At 72.3% G+C, this 19,074-nt stretch carries 17 protein-coding genes and 1 pseudogene; 11 read left to right on the forward strand and 7 right to left on the reverse strand.

Going from position 1 to position 19,074, the window contains the following annotated elements; translation table 11 throughout:
* Nucleotides 1-167 precede the first annotated feature (167 nt).
* Entirely contained in the window at nucleotides 168-1,445 is a 1,278-nt protein-coding gene (locus QMZ92_RS17040) for an ABC transporter substrate-binding protein (protein ID WP_283298230.1), read from the forward strand.
* A gap of 115 nt (nucleotides 1,446-1,560) precedes the next feature.
* On the opposite strand, the gene QMZ92_RS17045 is transcribed toward QMZ92_RS17040, so the two are convergent.
* Both QMZ92_RS17045 and QMZ92_RS17050 read right to left on the reverse strand, forming a co-directional pair.
* The gene (locus QMZ92_RS17045; protein WP_283298231.1) at nucleotides 1,561-2,082 is read right to left on the reverse strand and encodes an EF-hand domain-containing protein; all 522 of its coding nucleotides are present in this window, start codon (nucleotides 2,080-2,082) and stop codon (nucleotides 1,561-1,563) included.
* A 39-nt stretch (nucleotides 2,083-2,121) separates the two neighbouring features.
* Nucleotides 2,122-2,493: an STAS domain-containing protein gene (locus QMZ92_RS17050; RefSeq protein ID WP_283298252.1), complete on the reverse strand. Its 372-nt coding sequence runs from the start codon at nucleotides 2,491-2,493 to the stop codon at nucleotides 2,122-2,124.
* 224 nt (nucleotides 2,494-2,717) lie between these two features.
* Between QMZ92_RS17050 and QMZ92_RS17055 the strand changes: the two genes are divergently transcribed.
* Both QMZ92_RS17055 and QMZ92_RS17060 read left to right on the forward strand, forming a co-directional pair.
* Nucleotides 2,718-3,296, forward strand: a complete 579-nt coding sequence (locus tag QMZ92_RS17055) for a sigma-70 family RNA polymerase sigma factor (protein ID WP_283298232.1) — start codon at nucleotides 2,718-2,720, stop codon at nucleotides 3,294-3,296.
* Nucleotides 3,293-4,528 carry a zf-HC2 domain-containing protein gene (locus tag QMZ92_RS17060; RefSeq protein WP_283298233.1) on the forward strand — a complete coding sequence of 412 codons (1,236 nt, stop codon included), beginning with the start codon at nucleotides 3,293-3,295 and terminating at the stop codon, nucleotides 4,526-4,528. The genes QMZ92_RS17055 and QMZ92_RS17060 overlap by 4 nt, the downstream gene beginning before the upstream one ends.
* Nucleotides 4,529-4,822: 294 nt before the next feature.
* Here QMZ92_RS17060 and QMZ92_RS17065 read toward each other — a convergent pair whose 3' ends face one another.
* Both QMZ92_RS17065 and QMZ92_RS17070 read right to left on the reverse strand, forming a co-directional pair.
* Nucleotides 4,823-5,245 carry a TOBE domain-containing protein gene (locus QMZ92_RS17065; RefSeq protein WP_283298234.1) on the reverse strand — a complete coding sequence of 141 codons (423 nt, stop codon included), beginning with the start codon at nucleotides 5,243-5,245 and terminating at the stop codon, nucleotides 4,823-4,825.
* 28 nt (nucleotides 5,246-5,273) lie between these two features.
* On the reverse strand, nucleotides 5,274-6,794 hold the full coding sequence (locus QMZ92_RS17070) for a class I adenylate-forming enzyme family protein (RefSeq protein ID WP_283298235.1): 1,521 nt from the start codon (nucleotides 6,792-6,794) through the stop codon (nucleotides 5,274-5,276).
* Between the two features lie 143 nt (nucleotides 6,795-6,937).
* Here QMZ92_RS17070 and QMZ92_RS17075 point away from each other — a divergent pair, with 143 nt between their 5' ends.
* The 4 genes from QMZ92_RS17075 to QMZ92_RS17090 all read left to right on the forward strand — a co-directional run bounded on the left by QMZ92_RS17075 (nucleotide 6,938) and on the right by QMZ92_RS17090 (nucleotide 11,053).
* Nucleotides 6,938-8,134, forward strand: a complete 1,197-nt coding sequence (locus QMZ92_RS17075; protein WP_283298236.1) for an amidohydrolase family protein — start codon at nucleotides 6,938-6,940, stop codon at nucleotides 8,132-8,134.
* Nucleotides 8,134-9,267, forward strand: a complete 1,134-nt coding sequence (locus QMZ92_RS17080) for an acyl-CoA dehydrogenase family protein (RefSeq protein WP_283298237.1) — start codon at nucleotides 8,134-8,136, stop codon at nucleotides 9,265-9,267. Before QMZ92_RS17075 ends, QMZ92_RS17080 begins: the two co-directional genes overlap by 1 nt.
* Before the next feature lie 6 nt (nucleotides 9,268-9,273).
* Nucleotides 9,274-10,131, forward strand: a complete 858-nt coding sequence (locus tag QMZ92_RS17085) for an acyl-CoA dehydrogenase family protein (RefSeq protein WP_283298238.1) — start codon at nucleotides 9,274-9,276, stop codon at nucleotides 10,129-10,131.
* 433 nt (nucleotides 10,132-10,564) lie between these two features.
* Nucleotides 10,565-11,053 carry an ATP-binding protein gene (locus tag QMZ92_RS17090; RefSeq protein ID WP_283298239.1) on the forward strand — a complete coding sequence of 163 codons (489 nt, stop codon included), beginning with the start codon at nucleotides 10,565-10,567 and terminating at the stop codon, nucleotides 11,051-11,053.
* A 30-nt stretch (nucleotides 11,054-11,083) separates the two neighbouring features.
* Here the strand turns inward: QMZ92_RS17090 and QMZ92_RS17095 are convergent, their stop codons facing one another.
* The gene (locus tag QMZ92_RS17095; protein WP_283298240.1) at nucleotides 11,084-12,010 is read right to left on the reverse strand and encodes a cyclase family protein; all 927 of its coding nucleotides are present in this window, start codon (nucleotides 12,008-12,010) and stop codon (nucleotides 11,084-11,086) included.
* A gap of 83 nt (nucleotides 12,011-12,093) precedes the next feature.
* Here QMZ92_RS17095 and QMZ92_RS17100 point away from each other — a divergent pair, with 83 nt between their 5' ends.
* The 4 genes and pseudogenes from QMZ92_RS17100 to QMZ92_RS17115 form a co-directional block, all read left to right on the forward strand.
* The gene (locus tag QMZ92_RS17100) at nucleotides 12,094-13,005 is read left to right on the forward strand and encodes an SDR family oxidoreductase (RefSeq protein ID WP_283298241.1); all 912 of its coding nucleotides are present in this window, start codon (nucleotides 12,094-12,096) and stop codon (nucleotides 13,003-13,005) included.
* Between the two features lie 15 nt (nucleotides 13,006-13,020).
* Complete coding sequence (locus QMZ92_RS17105) at nucleotides 13,021-14,196, forward strand: acyl-CoA dehydrogenase family protein (protein ID WP_283298242.1); 1,176 nt, start codon at nucleotides 13,021-13,023, stop codon at nucleotides 14,194-14,196.
* A complete protein-coding gene (locus tag QMZ92_RS17110; RefSeq protein ID WP_283298243.1) occupies nucleotides 14,193-15,242 on the forward strand; it encodes a Zn-dependent alcohol dehydrogenase in 1,050 nt (349 codons plus the stop codon). Before QMZ92_RS17105 ends, QMZ92_RS17110 begins: the two co-directional genes overlap by 4 nt.
* A 233-nt stretch (nucleotides 15,243-15,475) precedes the next feature.
* Nucleotides 15,476-15,757, forward strand: a pseudogene (locus tag QMZ92_RS17115) (MFS transporter); the annotation flags it as partial.
* 637 nt (nucleotides 15,758-16,394) lie between these two features.
* On the opposite strand, the gene QMZ92_RS17120 reads toward QMZ92_RS17115, so the two are convergent.
* Together QMZ92_RS17120 and QMZ92_RS17125 are read right to left on the reverse strand one after the other, a co-directional pair.
* Nucleotides 16,395-17,054 carry an MSMEG_1061 family FMN-dependent PPOX-type flavoprotein gene (locus tag QMZ92_RS17120; RefSeq protein WP_283298244.1) on the reverse strand — a complete coding sequence of 220 codons (660 nt, stop codon included), beginning with the start codon at nucleotides 17,052-17,054 and terminating at the stop codon, nucleotides 16,395-16,397.
* A 38-nt stretch (nucleotides 17,055-17,092) separates the two neighbouring features.
* Nucleotides 17,093-19,006, reverse strand: coding sequence for an IS1634 family transposase (locus QMZ92_RS17125; protein ID WP_502962075.1), 1,914 nt, complete (start codon nucleotides 19,004-19,006; stop codon nucleotides 17,093-17,095).
* Nucleotides 19,007-19,074 lie beyond the last annotated feature (68 nt).

The raw sequence follows: 19,074 nt of genomic DNA on the forward strand, positions 1-19,074 counted from the left end.
CGGTCCTTGCGAGCTCCGCGACACGGTCAGCACCGAAGCTAGCGCGGCCTCGATCGTACGTTCTCCGCCATCCGGCGATCCCGTCCCCCTGCAATTCACCTCGCGGTCACCCTGTGTTGAACCGCCACCACTCCGGTGTTACCCATGGGGCGGAATTGTGCAGGGACATGACCGGTAGGCGACGCTTCTCCTTCCCCCGCCCCCTCAGGACCGCGACGGCCCTCGCCGCGTGCACGGCGGCCGTCGGCGCGTCACTCGCCGGGTGCGGGGTGCTCCCCGGCGGCTCGGCGGGGGCCAGGGAGCCGATCACCGTGATGACCTTCGCCCCGGAGGAGACCCGAGCCACGAACATGCCCGGAATGCCCGCCATGGCCCAGGCGTACGCCAAGTACGTCAACGAGAAGGGCGGCATCGACGGTCACGAGCTGCGGGTGCTGACCTGCAACGAGCACAACACGACGGCGGGCGCGGCGGCCTGTGCCCGGCGCGCGGTGGCCGAGGGCGCGGTCGCCGTGGTCGGCTCGTACAGCCAGAACGGCCGGGCCTTCATGGCGCCGCTGGAAGCCGCGGGCGTACCGTACATCGGCGGCTACGGGGTGTCCGAGGAGGAGTTCACCAGCTACCTCTCCTACCCGGTGAACGGAGGTCAGGCGGCGCTCCTCGCCGGCAACGGCCGGCAGCTGGCGGAAGGCTGCAGCCGGGTTTCGCTGGTGCGGCCCGACACGATCGCCGGCGACAACCTGCCGGTGCTGCTGAACACCGGGCTGGCCGAGGGCGACGGGCGGCCGTCCGCCGACGTCAAGGCCGCGGAGGACGCCACCGAGTACCTGGAGGAGGCCGAGCGGGCCCGGGACGAGGCCGGCGGCCGGAGCGGCTGTGTCACGGCCGTCCTCGGTGAGCGCACCGCGAACTTCTTCGACTCCTTCCGCCGGCTGCCGGAGGACGACAGGGGGGTGCGGATCTCCTCCGTCCTCAGCTCCGTCGACCAGCCGCTGATCGACCGTACGGGCGGGGCCGGCGGGCCGTTCGAGGGCGCGTACATGACCGGCTGGTACCCCGATGCGGGTGACGCCCGCTGGGGCGTGATGAGGCAGGTGATCAAGGACCACGCTTTCGGCGACGACCGGATCGACCCGGCGGACGCGGGGGTGCAGACCACCTGGATCGCGTACACCGTCCTGGAGAAGGTGATCGAGGCGCTCGACCGCGACAGCGTCACCCCGAGCGCCGTGTCCCACGCCCTCGACACCGGTGTCAGCGTCGACACCGGCGGTCTCACGCCCGCGCTGCGCTGGCGCTTCGAGGACATGCTGGGCGTGCCGGGCTTCCCCCGGATCGTCAACCCGAACGTGACCTTCCAGGTCGTCCGGGACGGCCGTCTGGTCGCCCAGCGGCCGGGCTTCGTCAACGTGGCCCGGACGATGTCGCAGGCGCCCATGGTCTGACCGGACGGTCCGGCGGCCCCTGCGGCGACCCGGGCGGGCGCGACGGCCCCGGTCCCGCGGGGCGTCCTCCGCGGTTTCCGGGGCCGGTGCGGAGGGACGGTCCGGGGCCGGAGGTTCAGGGGGTGTCGGGTTCCGAAGTCACGTAGTAGGCGGCGAACGCCTCGAGGATCTGCTCCTCGCTGATCCGGTCGTCCCCGTCGGAGTCCAGCGCGGCGGCCACCGCCGTGCATCGGTCGGGCTCGACGCCGAGGGCGCGGAGCACCCGCTCGGCGCCGCCCCGGGTGACCCCGGAACCGTCCTCGTCGGCGATGGCGACGACCGCGTGCAGGAAGGGCCGGGCGATCTCCGCGAAGCGGCGGGGGCTGTCACGCAGGCGCTTCACGGCGCCCGTGACGAACTCCTGACGGGAGACCCGCTGGTCGCCGTCGACGTCGGCGATGCCCGCCATGCCCTGCCAGAACGCCTCCGCGCCCGAGTACAGGGCCTGCCCCTTGTCGGAGCGTGCGGTCGTGCCGAACTCGGAGAGGAGCACCGCGGCCGCCTTGCTGAAGTCCGCGCGATCGATGTAGCCGTTGCCGTCCTGGTCGAACTCGGCGAACCGGTGGGCGATCTTGCGCTCGTATTCTGCGCTGTCCATGCGGGGAGCGTACGACGTCGGGGCGGTCCGTGCGTCCCGTTACGCGGACAGGGGCCGCGTCTCGTCGTCGGTGGCGGCGTCCACGTCCGCGTACACCTCGAACAGCCGTCGCACCCCCAGGGCGGCGAGTACCCGGTTCACGTGCGAGCCGTCGACGGCGCCGCGGGCGGGCAGGATCAGCCTCAGCCGCCCGCGGCAGGAGCGCAGCAGGCGGCGCGCGGCGATCAGCACGCCCACACCGCTGGAGTCGCAGAACACCACTCCGGAGAGGTCCAGCACGACGTCGCGGCGCCCCACGGCCACGGCGTCGTGCACATGGCGCCGGACCTCGGGGGAACTGACCAGATCCAGTTCGCCCTGAATGTGCAGTATCGTCCAGGGGGTCTGCTCGGTTCGCTCCACCCTGAGCATCTCGCGCGGCTCTCTCGTCACACCGGTCCCCGTCCGGACGTAGTCGTTCCCTTCCGGCGCTGCTGCCCCGCCCCACCGCGGCGAAACCCTCTACCACGCGTGGTCTTCGCCGGGGCGGACTTGCCATAAAGGGGCGTGCGTTTCACCCGCGTCGCATTACATTCGAGTGGACGACAGGACGAGCAGAAGGCGACAAGGACGGGCAGAGGCTTGGGGGCCGCCGGATGGGCAAGGACGCACCACCTCGCTGGGACCGCAGGATGCAGCAGCGGCTGGCGCGGGGCGAGGCCGCCGCGCTCGGCGAGTTGTACGACCGTTTCGCCTCGGTCGTCCACAGCCAGGCCCATCGCGTGCTCGACGACGACGCGGCCGCCGACCAGGTGACGCGCGAGGTGTTCGGCTACGTGTGGGAGAACCCGGACGCGTACGACCCCCGGCAGGGCTCGATGCGTTTCTGGGTGGCGCGTCTCACACACGACCAGGCCGTCCACCGGCTGCGGGAGCAGGAGCGCGCGGCGGCCGCCGAGAGCGGTGGCGGCACGGAGGACGTGGAGCAGAAGGTGCGCCGCGCCTCCGTGGCCGCCCGCGCGGACTACATCGTGACGTCGATGCCCGCGCCGCTGCGGGCCGCACTGGAGCTGGCGTACTACCAGCGCAGGGACTACCGGCAGACCGCCGCCGACCTCGGGGTCACCGAGGACGAGGCGCGCCGACGGCTGCGGCTCGGGCTGCAGCTGCTGGCGACGGCCAACACCCGCGCGCTGGACGGCTCGCCGCCTCCCGGACCGGGAAGCCGCCGGTGAGCGGGCCCCTGGACGGCGGCCGCGGTCCCGGCGGTCCCGACGACATGCCGGGCGCGCCGCCGCGCATACCCGGACCGCGTGCGGCGGGGGACGACCTCTCGCCGCCGGACGTGCTGCCCTCGCCGCCGCCGGAGCCCCTGGCCCACGGCGTACTCAAGTCGCTGCTCGGCGCATGGGCGCTGGCGGCGTGCTCGGCCGAGGAGTCCGCGGCGGTGGAGGAGCACCTCACCGGCTGCGCGCCCTGTGCCGAGGAGGCACTGCGGCTGCGGGACGCCGTCGGGCTGCTGCACACCGACCACGACCTCGACCTGGATCCGCTGCTGCGCTCCAGGGTCCTGGAGAACTGTCTGGGCCGGCGGCCCGCCCGGACCCCGGTGCCCGCCTGGGCCGGTGCGTACGACGCGGAGACCGCCCGGCTCGACGCGCTGCTGCGGGACATCGGGGACTCGGAGTGGCACGCCCCGGTGCGGCTGAAGTGGTTCGACGGCGAGGCGAAGGTGAGCCGCAGGACGACGGTCGCCGGAGTGATAGGCCATCTGATGTCCGTGGACGGGCTGGTGGCTTCGGCCCTGGGGCTGGGAGATCCGGCCGGCCCCGACGCGCCGGCCTCCCCGGCCGAGCGCACCGAGCGGCTGTGGAGCTCGGGCGAACGCCCGGCGACGCGTTCGGTGCGCGTCCCGTGGCGCGAGCAGAGCCATGCGCTGGTGCGGACGGTGTCGTTCGCCGGGCTCGGGGTGGAGCAGCTGTCGGTGTCCTACGGGGACTTCGCGCTGCCGTTGCAGGACGCGATGCTGGACCGGGCCTTCGAGCGCTGGGTGCACGCGGACGACATCGCGGCCGCGGTGGACTATCCGTACGAACCCCCGGCCGGTGCGCATCTGCACCGAATGATCGATCTGGCGGCCCGGTTGCTGCCCGCGGCGCTCGCCGCCCGGCGGCGGGCCGGGCTCGCGGCCCCGGCCCGCCGTCTGGTGACGGCCGGTTCGCCCGGCCGCTCGCTGCACCTGGAGGTGGAGGGAGCGGGCGGCGGCCACTGGTACATCGCGCTGGACTCGCCCGCGGCGGTGGGCGACCCGGACCACACGGTCGCCCAGATCGCCCTCGACGGTGTGGAGTTCTGCCAGCTCGTGGCGGGCCATGTCCCGCCGGCGGACGCCGCGGCCGGTCAGGACGGGGACCGCGAGGCCGTGCGGGACGTCCTGTTCGCGGCGGCCTCGCTGTCCCGGCTCTGACGGGCGGCGCGTGCCCGCCGGCGAGCGGCGTCCGGTGCGTGGGGTCTCCCTCCGGACCTCCGGTCGAGGGCAAGGATCGCAAGGCGCCGGATCGACCTCGTGGTGGGTCTGCTCGGTTGATTCGGCAACTGATTCGGAAACGCCTCGAGTCGCCGTGCCGGGAGTCGCGCGGGGCGAACGCCGCCCGCTGCGGCACCAGGTTCCGCGTCGGGCAGGGTTGGCCCGTCGAGGAGCGGTGTCAGGCGGGCGGCCCGGAAGGCCCGGGGTGGCGCGGTGCGGGGGCCGCAGCAGCGCTCAGGCGGTGGAGAGCGAGATCTCCGTCGCCTTGACCAGGGCGACCGCGGTGCCGCCTGCCGAGAGCCCGAGTTCGTCAAGCGCGTCCTTGGTGATCACCGAGGTCAGGTCCTGGCCGCCGTCCAGCCTCAGACGGACGGTGGCCATCGCCGCGCCCGGGGTCACCGATGTGACCGTGCCGGGCAGCTGGTTGCGGATGCTCAGACCCTCCACGCGCGCCGTCGCAAGGGCCACCTCGCTCGCCTTCATCAGGGCGCTGACCGCTCCGCCGGGGAAGATGCCCAGCTCCGAGACGGCGTCGGCGGTCACGGCCGAGGTGACCTCCTCACCGCTGTCGAGGCGGATCCTCACCGTCGCCATGGCGGGGCCGCCGGTGACCGCGATCACGGTGCCGGGCAGCTGGTTGCGGATGCTCAGGCTCATGTCGTGCCGTTCGTGTCGGGGATGTCGTTCACGCCCTGGATGTCGTGTCCGCCCCAGTGAACCGCTCGCGCAGCTTGTACTTGAGCACCTTGCGCAGTGTGTCGTTGCGGGGCAGCGCGTCCACGAGCTCCAGCTGCTCGGGGAGCTTGTGCACGGCGAGGCCCGCGCCGCGGAGGTACTCCGCGACCTCCTCCAGACTCAGTGGTCCCGCCCCCTCGGGCTGTTGGACCACGGCGCAGACCCGCTCGCCGCGTTCCGGGTCCGGCAGTCCGATCACCGCCGCCTCGCCGACGCCGGGGTGCTCGTGGAGCAGGTCCTCGATCTCCTTGGCGGAGATGTTCTCCCCCTTGCGGATGATGACGTCCTTGAGGCGCCCGGTCAGGACGAGATGACCGGACTCGGTGAGATGCCCCAGATCGCCGGTGATCAGGAAGCCGTCGTCGTCGAACACGGCGGCGGTCTGCTCCGGGTCCAGATAGCCCCTGCAGACGGCCTCTCCGCGCAGCCGCACCTCGCCGTCGACGATGCGTATCTCCATGCCCTCGGGCGGCCGTCCCTCGGTCGTCGCCAGGTCCTCCGGCCGGTCGTCCGGCGAACCCATCGTGATCATGGGGACCTCGGTCATGCCGTAGCCGTGGGTGAGCTGCACGCCCATCTCCCGTACGACGGCGTGGTACAGCTCGGGCGGTTTGGGGGCGCCCCCGCCGGCGAGCAGACGGAGCGTGGGGACGACCGGCTCGCCCGGCTGTCTGCGCTGTTCGGCGAGGAACATCGAGTAGAAGGCCGTTGACCCGCCGGCGGTGGTGACCCCGTGCCTGCGGTAGGCGTCCAGCGCCTCCGGGAGGGCGAACTTCTCGAAGAGCACGGCGGGGAAGCCGTAGAGCAGCAGCATCACCAGGTAGTCCGCGCCGCCGATGTGGGCGAACGGGAAGGCGATGGAGCCGACGTCGTCGGACGTCAGCCGCAGCGCGTGGGCGAGGCAGGAGCCGCCCGCGATCAGCGAACGGTCGGTGTGCAGGACGCCCTTGGGGTCGGAGGTGGTGCCGGAGGTCCAGTAGATCCAGCGCACCTCGGTGCCGTCGGCGGGCGGCGAGGGCAGGACGGAGGGGTCGCCGTCGGGGAGGTCCTCGTACGCCTCGAAGACCCCCCGGGCGCCGATCCGCCGGGCCATCGCCGTGTGGTCGAAGCCGCGCCAGACGCCCGGCACCGCGAAGAACTCCGCCGCGCAGGCGTCCAGGGCGAAGCCGACCTCGCGGTCCCGGTAGAAGGGGATCACCGGGGACTGCACGGCACCGAGCCTGGCCAGCGCCCCGGCCAGTACGACGGACTCGATCCGGGTGGGCAGCTGCCAGGCCACGACCGTGCCGGGCCGCACACCGCGCGCGTACAGCCCGGCGGCGACCCGTTCGCAGCGTCCGCGCAGTTCGCCGAAGGTGAGGCGGCGGTCGTCCTGGAGCAGGACGGTGCAGTCGGGAGTGAGCCGGGCGCGGTGGTCGACGAGCTCCCAGAGCGTGCGGGAGGCGCCCAGGGAGTGTGCGGTGTCGGTCACGACGGTTCCCTCCGTTCCGACGGAGCCTGACGGTGCGTCAGGTAGTGCCGGAAGCGTAGGGCCGGTCGCCTTGTCGGTCCAGGGGTGCGGGACTAGCCTGCTGTCTGACGACCCGTCAGATATGTGGCGAACGGAGGGGCCCGATGGAACGGGAACTGCCTCGGATCATCAGCGTCGACGACCATGTGATCGAGCCCGCACATCTCTTCGAGACCTGGCTGCCGGCGAAGTACCGGGACCGCGGACCCCAGCCGCTCACCGCCGGCATCGGCGAGCTCGCGTACGTCGGCGGGAAGTACCGGATCACGATGGACCCCGACGGGCCGCCCACGGACTGGTGGATCTACGAGGACCTGAAGTTCCCGTACAAGCGCAACATCGCCGCTGTCGGCTTCGACCGCGACGACATGACGCTGGAGGGGATCACCCGGGCCGAGATGAGGCGCGGCTGCTGGGACCCCAGGGCCCGGCTGGAGGACATGGACCTCAACCACGTCGAGGCGTCGCTGTGCTTCCCCACCTTCCCCCGCTTCTGCGGCCAGACCTTCGCCGAGGCCAAGGACAAGGAGGTCGCGCTCGCCTGTGTCCGCGCGTACAACGACTGGATGGTGGAGGAGTGGTGCGGCGACAGCGGCGGCCGGCTCATCCCCCTCTGCATCGTCCCCCTGTGGGACATCGACCTCGCGGTGGCCGAGATCCGGCGCAACGCGGCCCGTGGCGTACGGGCCGTGACCTTCTCCGAGATCCCCACCTGTCTGGGACTGCCGTCGATCCACTCCGGCTACTGGGACCCGTTCTTCGCCGCCTGCCAGGAGACCGGGACGGTCGTCAACATGCACATCGGCTCGTCCTCGCAGATGCCCGCGGCATCGCCCGACGCGCCCCCCGCCGTCCAGGCGTCGCTCTCCTTCAACAACGCCATGGCGTCGATGACGGACTTCCTCTTCAGCGGGGTGCTGGTGAAGTTCCCGGCGCTCAAGCTCGCCTACAGCGAGGGCCAGATGGGCTGGATCCCGTACGCGCTGGAACGGGCGGACGACGTGTGGCGGGAGCACCGCGCCTGGGGCGGGGTGCGCGACCTGATCCCCGAACCGCCGTCCACGTACTACTACCGGCAGATCTTCTGCTGCTTCTTCCGCGACAAGCACGGCGTCGCCTCGCTCGACGTGGTGGGCCGCGACAACGCCACCTTCGAGACGGACTACCCCCACGTGGACTCGACCTTCCCGCACACCCGGGAGGTCGCCCTGGACCATGTCAAGGACCTCGACGACGAGACCGTCCACAAGCTGATGCGCGGCAACGCGATCCGGATGCTCGGCCTGGACCTGGACGCGTAGTGGACCTCGCGTACACCGAGGAGGAGGAGGCCTTCCGGGCCGGACTGCGGGACTGGCTCGGGGCCGTCCTCCCCGAGCTCCCGCCGCCGCCCCCGCCCGACGACTGGCCGGCCCGGCGCGCCCACGACACCGCCTGGCAGCGGGCGCTGTACGACGCCGGATACGCGGACGTCCACTGGGAGGCGTCCCCGACCCGGCGGCTGATCTTCCTGGAGGAGACCGAGAAGGCCGGGGCCCCCTACGTCGGCGCGAACTTCGTGGGCCTGCTGCACGCCGGCCCGACCATCGCCGCCGAGGGCACCCGCGAACAGCGCGAGCGCTGGCTGCCGCGCATCCTGCGCGGTGAGGAGATCTGGTGCCAGGGCTTCAGCGAGCCGGACGCCGGGTCCGACCTCGCCTCCCTGCGGACCAGGGCCGTCCGCGACGGGGACGCCTACGTGGTGACCGGCGCCAAGGTCTGGACCTCCCACGCCGAGGTCGCCGACTGGTGCGAACTGCTCGTGCGAACCGACCCGCAGGCGCCCCGTCACCGCGGCATCAGCTGGCTGGCGATGCCGATGGACGCGCCCGGCGTCACCGTCCGGCCACTGCGCACCCTCGCCGGGTCGACGGAGTTCGCCGAGGTCCACCTCGACGAGGTGCGGGTGCCGGTGGCGAACCGGGTGGGGGAGGAGAACGACGGCTGGCGCGTCACGATGGTGACCCTGTCCTTCGAACGCGGCACCGCCTTCGTCGGCGAGGTCGTCGCCTGCCGCCGTACGCTCGCCGCGCTGGCCCGCACGGCACGGGAGAACGGCCGCTGGGGCGACGCCGTGCTGCGCCGCCGGCTCGGCAGGCTCAACGCGGAGTTCGGCGCGCTGTGGCGGCTCACCCAGTGGAACGTCAGCGAGGCCGAGGCGAACGGCGGCGTCCCCGGCACCGGCGGCTCGGTCTTCAAGCTCCGCTACTCCCACGCCCGCCAGGAGCTGTACGACACGGCCGCCGAGGTGCTCGGCCCGGACGCGCTGGACCTGTCCCGCGAGTGGACCCTCGGCAGGCTGGCGTCGCTGTCGTACACCATCGCCGCCGGCACCTCGCAGATCCAGCGGAACATCGTCGCCGAGCGGATCCTCGGCCTGCCGAAGGAGCGGTGAGGAGCCGTGCACTTCCAACCGACCGAGGACCAGCGGGCGTTGCGCAAGGGGGTCCGGGAGCTGCTGGAGGCCCGCTGCGGCCGGGACGCCCTCCGCGCGGCCGGGGCCCGGATCGACCGGTCGTTGTGGCAGGAGCTCGGCCGGGCCGGGTTCTTCGCGCTGCGGCTGCCCGAGGCGGAGGGCGGTGTCGGGCTCGGACTCCCGGAGGCGGCGCTGGTCTTCGAGGAGGCCGGGCGGGTGCTGCTGCCGGGACCGCTGGTGGCCACGCACCTCGCCGCGGGCACCGTCCCCGGCGCCGCCGACGGGACCGTCGTCGTCACCCGGGCCGACGGGGGACTCGTCCCCTGGCTGGAGGAGGCGGACGTGGTCCTCGGGGACGCCTCCGGCGCCGTGCCCGTACGGTCGGTCGATCCGCTGACACCGCTGCACCGGCTGCCGTCCGCACCCCCCGGCGAGCCGGATCCGGAGGCCGTGCTGCTGACGGCCGCCGAACAGCTGGGCTCCGCCGGGTGCACCACCGGCATGGCCGTGCGGTACGCCGGGGAACGCGAGCAGTTCGGCCGGCCCATCGGCGCCTTCCAGGCGGTCAAGCACCTCTGCGCGGGAATGCTGGTGCGGACCGAACTGGCCCGCGCCGCCGTGTACGCGGCTGCCGTCACCGCCGACCCCGTGGAGATCGCCGGTGCCAAGCTCCTCGCCGACGAGGCTGCGGTCCGGGGTGCCCGGGACTGCCTCCAGGTGCACGGCGGTATGGGCTTCACCTGGGAGGCCGAGGTGCATCTGCACCTCAAACGGGCCTGGGTGCGCGCCGAGCTGGGGCAGACGGCCGCGCAGGCGGAGGAGGCGCTGGCGGCCGCCCTCTGAGTGGTCGGCCGGGAATCGACGGGGAGGACACCGGATGGGCCGGAGGCCAACCGGGCGGCGGACGGCCGGGAGTCACGCTGCGTCGATATCGGGTTGTGTCCTTGGCACGGGCCGTCACGGCCCGGAGTCGGGCCTGCCCTCGGGTACCCTCCGTGGAGTGCGAGACGCGTACTGCCCGAGGGCAGTGATCCCGACGCCCCGGCCGGATCCGGACATGGCCGGCGGGGAAGAACGCGCCGCTCGCACAGGGTGTTCGACTATTCGCAAGGTGCGCCGCACAGTATGCACCACGGGTACTCCTTCGCGCTGGAATATGCCCGAAGCGCTTGTTGCGGTGACTGTACGTCAACCATGCTGTCTCGCAGGGAAATCACATTCCGTGATGGCTGTGAGGCGCGAGGCGATGTGTCCGCCGGTTCGGATGGTGTGAGCGGTGCAGGTGCTTCAGGTTCAGTTGGAGGTCGGGCCGGATCCCGCGGAGGTGGGACGGGCCAGAAGATGGGCCCGCTCCCGGCTCGCCGGGTCGGGCATAGGGGACGACGAGCCGCTGGCCGAGACGCTGGTGCTGCTCATCTCCGAACTGGTCACCAACGCGGTGGTCCACACGGGTTGTCCGGCCGTGCTGAGGATGCTGTTCGGACTCGGAGCGGCGGAGGCCGGCACGGTGCGGGTCGAGGTGGCCGACAGTTGCGCACGTCCGCCGCAGCCGCGTCGTTCGGCCGGTGACGACACGGGCGGGCGCGGACTGGAGCTCGTCGACGGGCTGGCCGACCGGTGGGGCTGGAAGCGCGAGGGCGCGGGCAAGAGCATCTGGTGCGAGGTGGACCGCTGTGTGGTGCCCCGCGCCGCCGCGCCGTCCCCGGCGCTTCCCGTGGCCCAGGTCCTCCCCTCGGGGCTGACGCCGGGCGCGTACACCGCCTGAGGCCCGGCCCGCGCCGGTGGGGTGCCGGGGTCAGAGCACCGCCACCGGCGCGACCGGTGTCCCCGTGCCGCCGACGAACGGCTCGGGGGTGGCCGACAGCAGGAAGGCGTACCGTCGTTCCTCCACGCAGGCCGCCGAGAGTTCCTCCAGGTTCCAGTTCTGGCCCTGCAGCATGCCCATCTCCACCAGGTCGAGCGCGTGCACGGGCAGCCAGAGGTTCTCGATCTCCGGCGGGAAGATCTCGAAGGTGAGGGTGTCGTTCGCGACGGCGGCGATGTCGCGGGCGTGGAACCACTCGGGCGCACGCACCGAGAGGCCGGGTGAGGGGTGGGCGTACGCGTGCCTGTCCCCGCCGAGGTACGCCCGGATCTGACCGGTCCTGACGAGCACGACGTCGCCCGCCCGTACCCGTACACCCCCGAACTCCTCCGCCTCCGCGAGGTCTTCCGGTGTGACGGCGTGGTCGCCGGCCAGTCGGTCCACGCCCTTGGCGCGCGCCACGTCGAGCAGCACCCCGCGCGAGACGAGGGTGCGGACGGTGTCGATGCCGCTGTAGCGGGCCCCCTCGTGGGGCGTGATGCTGTCCGCGGGGCGGCCGTTCCAGATCCTGCCCGAGTGCGAGACGTGCGTGAGCGCGTCCCAGTGGGTGGCCGCCTGCAGTCCCATCGTCACGGCGTCGTCGCTGGTCGCGACCGTACCGGGCCCGAACAGCTCCTGGTTGATCTGCACCATGGTGTGCAGGGGGTTCACCCGGCCCGGGATCATCCCGGTCTGGACGCCGTCCTGCCGGAGCGGCAGGGCCAGTGGTACGCGCCGGCCGGCACGCACCGTCCCGGCCGCCTCCCGCACCACCTCGTCGGTGATCAGGTTCAGTGTCCCGATCTCGTCGTCGGCGCCCCAGCGCCCCCAGTTGTTCACGCGCTCGGCGATCTCGTGGAACTCCTCCGGCAGTGACATCGGCGCCTCCCTGGGGCTTGTGCTCAAGCGTCCGGCGGACCATAAAATCTAACGGTCCGTCAGAAAACCGGAAGGGGCCGGACGTGGGGAACTTCTTGGCAGGCAGGACCGTCGCCGTGACCGGCGCCGGACGCGGCATCGGCCGCGCCGTGGCCCTCGCGTGCGCCGTCGAGGGGGCGAAGGTCGTCGTCAACGACCACGGCGTCTCCGTCGACGGCGGAGAACCGGCCTCGGAGGTCGCCGAGGCCGTGGTCAAGGAGATCGAGGCCGCAGGCGGGGAGGCGGTCGCCGTCGCCGACGACATCTCGACGATGGAGGGCGGTCAGCGGGTCGTCGACACCGCGCTCGCCCGCTTCGGACGGCTCGACGGAGCCGTGTGCGTCGCCGGCATCCTGCGCGAGCGCATGCTCTTCAACATGACCGAGGACGAGTGGGACCCGGTCGTCGCCACCCACCTCAAGGGCACCTTCACCGTCTTCCGTGCGGCCTCCGCTGTCATGCGCGAACAGGGCGGCGGCACCCTGATCGGCTTCACCAGCGGCAATCACCAGGGCTCCGTCGCCCAGGCCAACTACTCCGCGGCCAAGGGCGGCGTCATCTCGCTGGTGCGCAGCGCGGCGCTCGGACTGCACAAGTACGGCGTGACGGCGAACGCGGTCGCACCCGTCGCCCGGACCCGCATGTCGGCCAACGTCCCGATGGAGCTCAAGGAGATCGGGGAGCCGGAGGACGTGGCGGCACTCGTCGTCTACCTGCTGTCCGAACGGGCGCGCGCGGAGAACATCACCGGGCAGGTCTACACGATCGCCGGTCCCAAGATCGCGGTCTGGGCCCAGCCCCGCGAACTGCGGGCCGCCTACGCCGACGGCGCGTGGACCCCGGAACGCATCGCGGACTTCCTCCCCGGGACCGTCGGCACCGACCCGATGCCGATGCTCGCCCGGCTCGAGGCGATGGCGAAGGCGGCCGCCTCGGGCGACCGCCCGAACCGCTGACGCGGGGCCACGGCCATGGACTTCGCCTTCGGCCCCGACGACACCGCCTTCCGGCACGAGGCGCGCACCTGGCTGGAGAACCACGTCACCGGCGCGTACGCCGACTCCGCAGGGCACGGCGGACCCGGCAGCGAGCACGAGCGCGACCGCACCCGGTTCGCCTGGGAGCGCGAACTCGGCGCCGGCGGCTGGATCGGACTCGGCTGGGACGCCGACCACGGCAACCGCCGCGCCACCCTCACCCAGCAGGTCGTCTGGGCCGAGGAGTACGCGCGCGCCCGCGCCCCCGCCCGGCTCGGCCACATCGGCGAGAACCTGCTCGCCCCGACCCTGATCGCCCACGGCGACACGGACCAGCAGGCCCGCTACCTGCCGGGCATCGCCCGCGGCGAGGAGTACTGGTGCCAGGGCTACAGCGAGCCCGGCGCGGGCTCCGACCTGGCGTCGCTACGGACCACGGCCGTCGCCGACGGCGGCCGCTACCGGGTCACCGGCCAGAAGATCTGGACCTCGCTCGCCCGCGAGGCGCACTGGTGCTTCGTCCTGGCCCGCACCGAACCCGGCACCACCCGGCACCACGGACTGTCGTTCCTGCTCGTGCCGATGGACCAGCCCGGCCGGATCGACGTACGGCCCATCCGGCAGATGTCCGGCACCAGTGAGTTCAACGAGGTCTTCCTCGACGGAGCCGAGGCCGTCGAGACGGTCGGCGGCGAGGGGAACGGCTGGCAGGTCGCGATGGGCCTGCTCGCCCTCGAACGCGGGGTCTCGACGCTCGTCCAGCAGATCGGCTTCGAGGAGGAACTGGGCCGGGTCCTCCGCACCGCCGCCGGGGGCGCCCTCGAGCACGACCCCGTGCTCCGGGACCGCCTGGTCCGCCAGTGGGCCGAACTGCGCACCATGCGCTGGAACGCGCTGCGCACGCTCGGCCGCACCGGCGACCCGGGTGCGCCCAGCGTCGCGAAGCTGCTGTGGGGCGGCTGGCACCGGCGGCTCGGCGAACTGGCCGTGCAGGTACGGGGAGCGGCCGCCGCCGCCGGCCCGGGCGCCTGGTCACCTTCGTACGAACTGGACGCGCTGCAAAAGCTGTTCCTCTTCACCCGCGCCGACACGATCTACGGCGGCTCGGACGAGATCCAGCGGAACATCATCGCCGAGCGGGTGCTCGGCCTACCCAGGGAGCTGCGGTGAGAGGTGTCGTCTTCGACGGCGAGCGGGTCGAGGTCGCCGACGACCTCGAGGTACGCGCACCCGGCCCGGGCGAGGTGCTCGTCCGCGTCGCGGCCGCGGGACTCTGCCACAGCGATCTGTCGGTGGTCGACGGAACGATCCCCTTCCCCGTGCCCGTCGTGCTGGGACACGAGGGCGCGGGCGTCGTCGAGGCCGTCGGCGCGGACGTCGCCCACGTCGCGCCCGGCGACCACGTGTCGCTGTCGACGCTCGCCAACTGCGGGGCGTGCGCGGAGTGCGACCGGGGCCGGCCGACGATGTGCCGCGCCTCGATCGGCAGGCCCGGGCGGCCGTTCACCCGGGCCGGGAAGCCGCTGCACCAGTTCGCCGCCAGCTCGGCCTTCGCTGAACGCACCCTGGTGAAGGCCGTCCAGGCGGTGCGGATCCCCGGCGACATCCCGCTCAGCTCGGCCGCGCTCATCGGCTGCGGGGTGCTGACCGGCGTGGGGGCGGTGCTCAACCGGGCCAGGGTGGCCCTCGGTGACACGGTCGTGGTCATCGGCGCGGGCGGTATCGGGCTGAACGTGCTCCAGGGGGCCCGTCTCGCCGGCGCGGTGACGATCGTCGCCGTGGACACCAACCCGGCCAAGGAGGAGACGGCCCGCCTCTTCGGTGCGACGCACTTCCTCACCTCCGTGGACGCGGTACGGGACGTGCTGCCACACGGCGCACAGCACGTCTTCGAGTGCGTCGGGCACACGGGGCTGGTGCGCCGGGCGATCGACCTCCTGGACCGCCACGGCCAGGCGGTGCTGCTCGGCATGCCGGCCCCGACCGCGGAGGCGACGTTCCTGCCCGCGGCGATGTTCCTGGACAAGGCCGTGCTCGGCTGCCGCTACGGCTCCTCGCGCCCGCAGCACGACATCGCCCTGTACGCCCGGCTGTACCGGGAGGGGCGGCTGCTGCTGGACGAACTGGTCACGGAGACGTACCCGGTGGAGGACTTCGCCAAGGCGGCCGAGGACGCGGAGCACGGGCGGGTGGCACGGGGGGTCCTGACGTTCTGAGCGCGGGCGGGTCGGGGACGGTGCCCGGCCCGTGACCATGCCGGCTCGGCCTCTCGCGGGTCGGGTCGTGGGCGGGGCGGTTCCCGCGGGTTCGGCCGTGGGCGGCGGCCCGGGGAGGGCCCGGTGGACGTCCCCCGTGACGCGGCCCCCGCGAAGGGGCCGGGCGGCGTCAGGGCGAAACGGCCGTCGCGCGGAACGTCCGCCGGTAGACCGTCGGTGCCACGCCCAGCGCCTTCATCGTCTTCCACGGCCTCGACTGGGTCGCGACCGTCCCACCGACGATCGCACTGTGCCGGGAGCACTACGGCGACGACAGCGCGATCGTCTTCGGCTGGGTCCTCGCCTCCCACCAGGTCGGCGCCGCGGCCGTCGCCTTCGCGGGCGGCCTCGCCCGTGACGTGTTCGGCACCTACGACGTGGTCTGGTACGCATCGGGCGCCCTGTGCGCGGCGGCGGCCCTGATGGCGCTGGTGATCCGGCGGAGGGCGCCTTCACGGGCGGTGGCGGCGGTCTGAGGCCCGGGGGACCGCCGCGAGCGTCCGACGTCGACCGGTCGGGGCCTCGCCTGCGGTGGGCGCGGTGCGTTCGCGCCGCTGCAGTCCGGCCGCCTGAGCGAGCTGAGCCTGATCGTTCCGAGCGCCTCCCTGCGCTCACGGACGGCCCGCCCCAGCTCGAACCGGAACCGCGTCGCCTCATAGGCCGCTCGTGCGCCCGGATCGCCGAGGGTCTCGGCCCTCAGCTCCCGCCACGTCTTCCGCCCGGCCATCAGGCCCCAGCCGTTCCCCACCCCCGCTGAAGCTGGGCGTCCCCTGGCTGGGTCCTGATGGAAACGCCGCTCAGTACCCGGGGCCAAGGTCGACGAGGTCCCGTCGTCAGATGGCGGGTCCTCGAAGTTGGTGTGGGTGCAGCCGGGCGGTGCTTCTCCGCGACCGGCCAGACGGCGGTCAGACCCCCGTCCCTGCTGGACTCTCGCCGGTCCAGTGGCCGTGCGGAGTAGCGACCGCGCGGCTGCACCCCCACCAACTTCGAAGACCCCAGATGACGGCTGTGGTCTGACGGCCGGGGCGTGTTTCCGCCGAGCATCGCCCCTCTTGAGGGGTGCTGGCGCGGTGACTCGACGGGCTGGTGGTTCAGTTAGCGCAGGTCGGCCCGTTACTCGTACCGGTACTTCAGCGAATCCGCCTCCGCCTGCTCGATGTCAGCGATCGTCAGCTCCGGCATCCGCAGCTGGGCCAGTGTCACCTCGGCCGAGGTCGGCTGGGCATCCGCCGACAGCCATTGCTCCGGCTTCCAGGCCCCGCTGCGCAGGAGCGACTTGGGGCAGTGCGGGTAGACCTCCTCGATCCCCAGCACCAGCGCACTGGCCGGAGGTCTGCCCACCGCGGTCAGCTGCGACAGCAGCTCCGGGCGAGTGGAGACGCAGGCCCGGCCGTTCACCCTGAGCGTCGTGGTGCGCCCCGGGACGACGAACAGCAGCCCGGCCCGTCCGGTGGCGATGACGTTCTGCAGGGTGTCCAGGCGCTTGTTGCCGGTCGCGTCCGGTATCGCCACCGTCCGAGCGTCAAGGACGGCAACGAACCCGGCGGGGCCGCCGCGCGGGGAAACGTCGCAGTTACCCTCGGCGTCCGCGCTGGCCACCAGGACCAGCGATGAGCAGCCGATCAATCGCCGGGTCTGCTCGGTGAGTTCGGTCATCTGCTTGCGTATGGCCGTGTCCTTGGGTAGTTCGTAGACCCGGCGCAACGCGTCCTGATCGGGCACGGCGTCGAGACGGAGCGAGTCGAAGGCGCTGCTGGCTAGGGATGTCGTCATGCCACCGAATCTAGACCCGGACTTCGCGGGTCACCGTTTCAGGTCTGTGGCCAGCGGGTTTGTCCGATGTCGGTGTCGAGTAGGTCGAGGAGGTGGAGTTGGACGCCGCGGGTGATCTGGACGGTGGGCGGGTCGGTGACATTGCCGATCCGCAGGGTGAGTTCGCCGAGGTGGTAGAAGATCATGCGCCCGGTGGGCCGCACTCGGCGGTTGTCGGGGTAGAGACCGCTCATGGTCTGCTCGGGGCCGAGCGCCCGTCTGACCTGCCGCTCGATCAGGCAGAAGACGAGCAGGGCCAGGCAGATGACCTGGATCAGGGCGGCAACGCGCCGGTTGTGCTGCACGAACANCCCGGTGGGCCGCACTCGGCGGTTGTCGGGGTAGAGACCGCTCATGGTCTGCTCGGGGCCGAGCGCCCGTCTGACCTGCCGCTCGATCAGGCAGAAGACGAGCAGGGCCAGGCAGATGACCTGGATCAGGGCGGCAACGCGCCGGTTGTGCTGCACGAACACGGGTGTGACCGCGAGGGGGCCCTTGAAGTCGTGGTATCTGCGCTCGACGGCGCCTTGGCCCTTGTAGTGGATCAGGGCCTGCCCGGCGTCTGCATGGTCGGCGGGGACGGACGTCAGCAGTGCGTACCAGCCGTCGACCGCGGCTTCGGCTTTCAGCACGTCGGTGTCGAAGTGCCAGGCCAGGGCCGGGGCGCCGTCCTCGGTGTCGGTGACGCTCCAGCGCAGACACGAGGCGACACGGCGCTTGGCGGCGATGACACCGATCCGGGCGACGATCTTTTCCCGGGTCTTGTAGTGGCGTCCGCCGGCCGCAGCGGTGAGCTTGTTCAGGTCCTCGGTGGCCTTGGCCAGGCGTTTGTCCCGGGCGGCTTGCCGGCCGGCGGCGTTCGCGGTGGAGTGGACCAGGATCCGGCGCACGGTGAGGGGCGGATCGCTCTTGCGGGGCCCGGTCAGGGTGTGGGTGTCTTCCAGCACGCGGTAGGTCTCGCGCAGCTCGGCGGGCCTGCCCGCCTCCCGGTTGGGTGTCCAGTCCACGACGGTGGCCTGCGCGAGATCGAGAGCGGCATAGACCTCGTCTTTGACCTGCGCGGCCGGGGCCGGGGCGATGAACTGGACCCCGGCCGCCAGCAGGGCACGGACGTTGGAGTAGGACACCAGCTTGGAGTCGGCGACCATCAGGAAGCCGCGCTCACCGGCCATGGTCCGCAGGTCCTTCATCGCGCCGACGACCTGGCTGACCTCGGCCGCACCACCGCCGAAGACCCGGGCATGGAGCGGAATGCCGCCATCGGCCGTCACCGCGAGCCCGGCCTGGACCTGCTTCAGATCGAAGCGCCGGTCCTTNCCGAAGACCCGGGCATGGAGCGGAATGCCGCCATCGGCCGTCACCGCGAGCCCGGCCTGGACCTGCTTCAGATCGAAGCGCCGGTCCTTGGGATGCCCGTAGCCGATGACGGGGAAGTCCTCGTCCTGGCTCTCAACGGGGAAGGCCCCGTGCACGGACATGCTGGTCATGTCCCAGTGCATCCGGGCCACATCGATCCCGAACTCACCGATCGCCCGCGCCCCGACCGTGCCCGCGATGTGCTCCAGATGCGGAGCGATCGCATCCAGCGCCCGGGCCAGACGATCATCGTTGAGCAAACCGGGCTCGATCCCGAAGACCTCCTCCACCGCCCAGCACCTGGCCCAGTCCTCCACCCGCACCAGCGGCGCGGGCGAGGTCAGCCGGTTGGCCACCAACGCCTCGATCACCTGCCCGTGGGAAACCAGCGCACTCGCGCCACCGGGACACACCTCGTCGACGATCCCGGCGACATCCAGCCGGCGCAGAAACTCGGCAGCGACAGGCAGAGCACCCAGACGCTTCTCCACCACGGACGTCACCGCCACTTCAAGACGCTGACGCTGAGACCGTGGCCGCGGGGACCGGGAAGTCATCGACACACCCGATCCAACGCCACACCCCCGGCCCAGGACACCCCCAGGCCGGTCACACCATACGAATC

The organism is Streptomyces sp. HNM0645 (assembly GCF_030056615.1).
GTDB lineage: Bacteria > Actinomycetota > Actinomycetes > Streptomycetales > Streptomycetaceae > Streptomyces > Streptomyces marianii.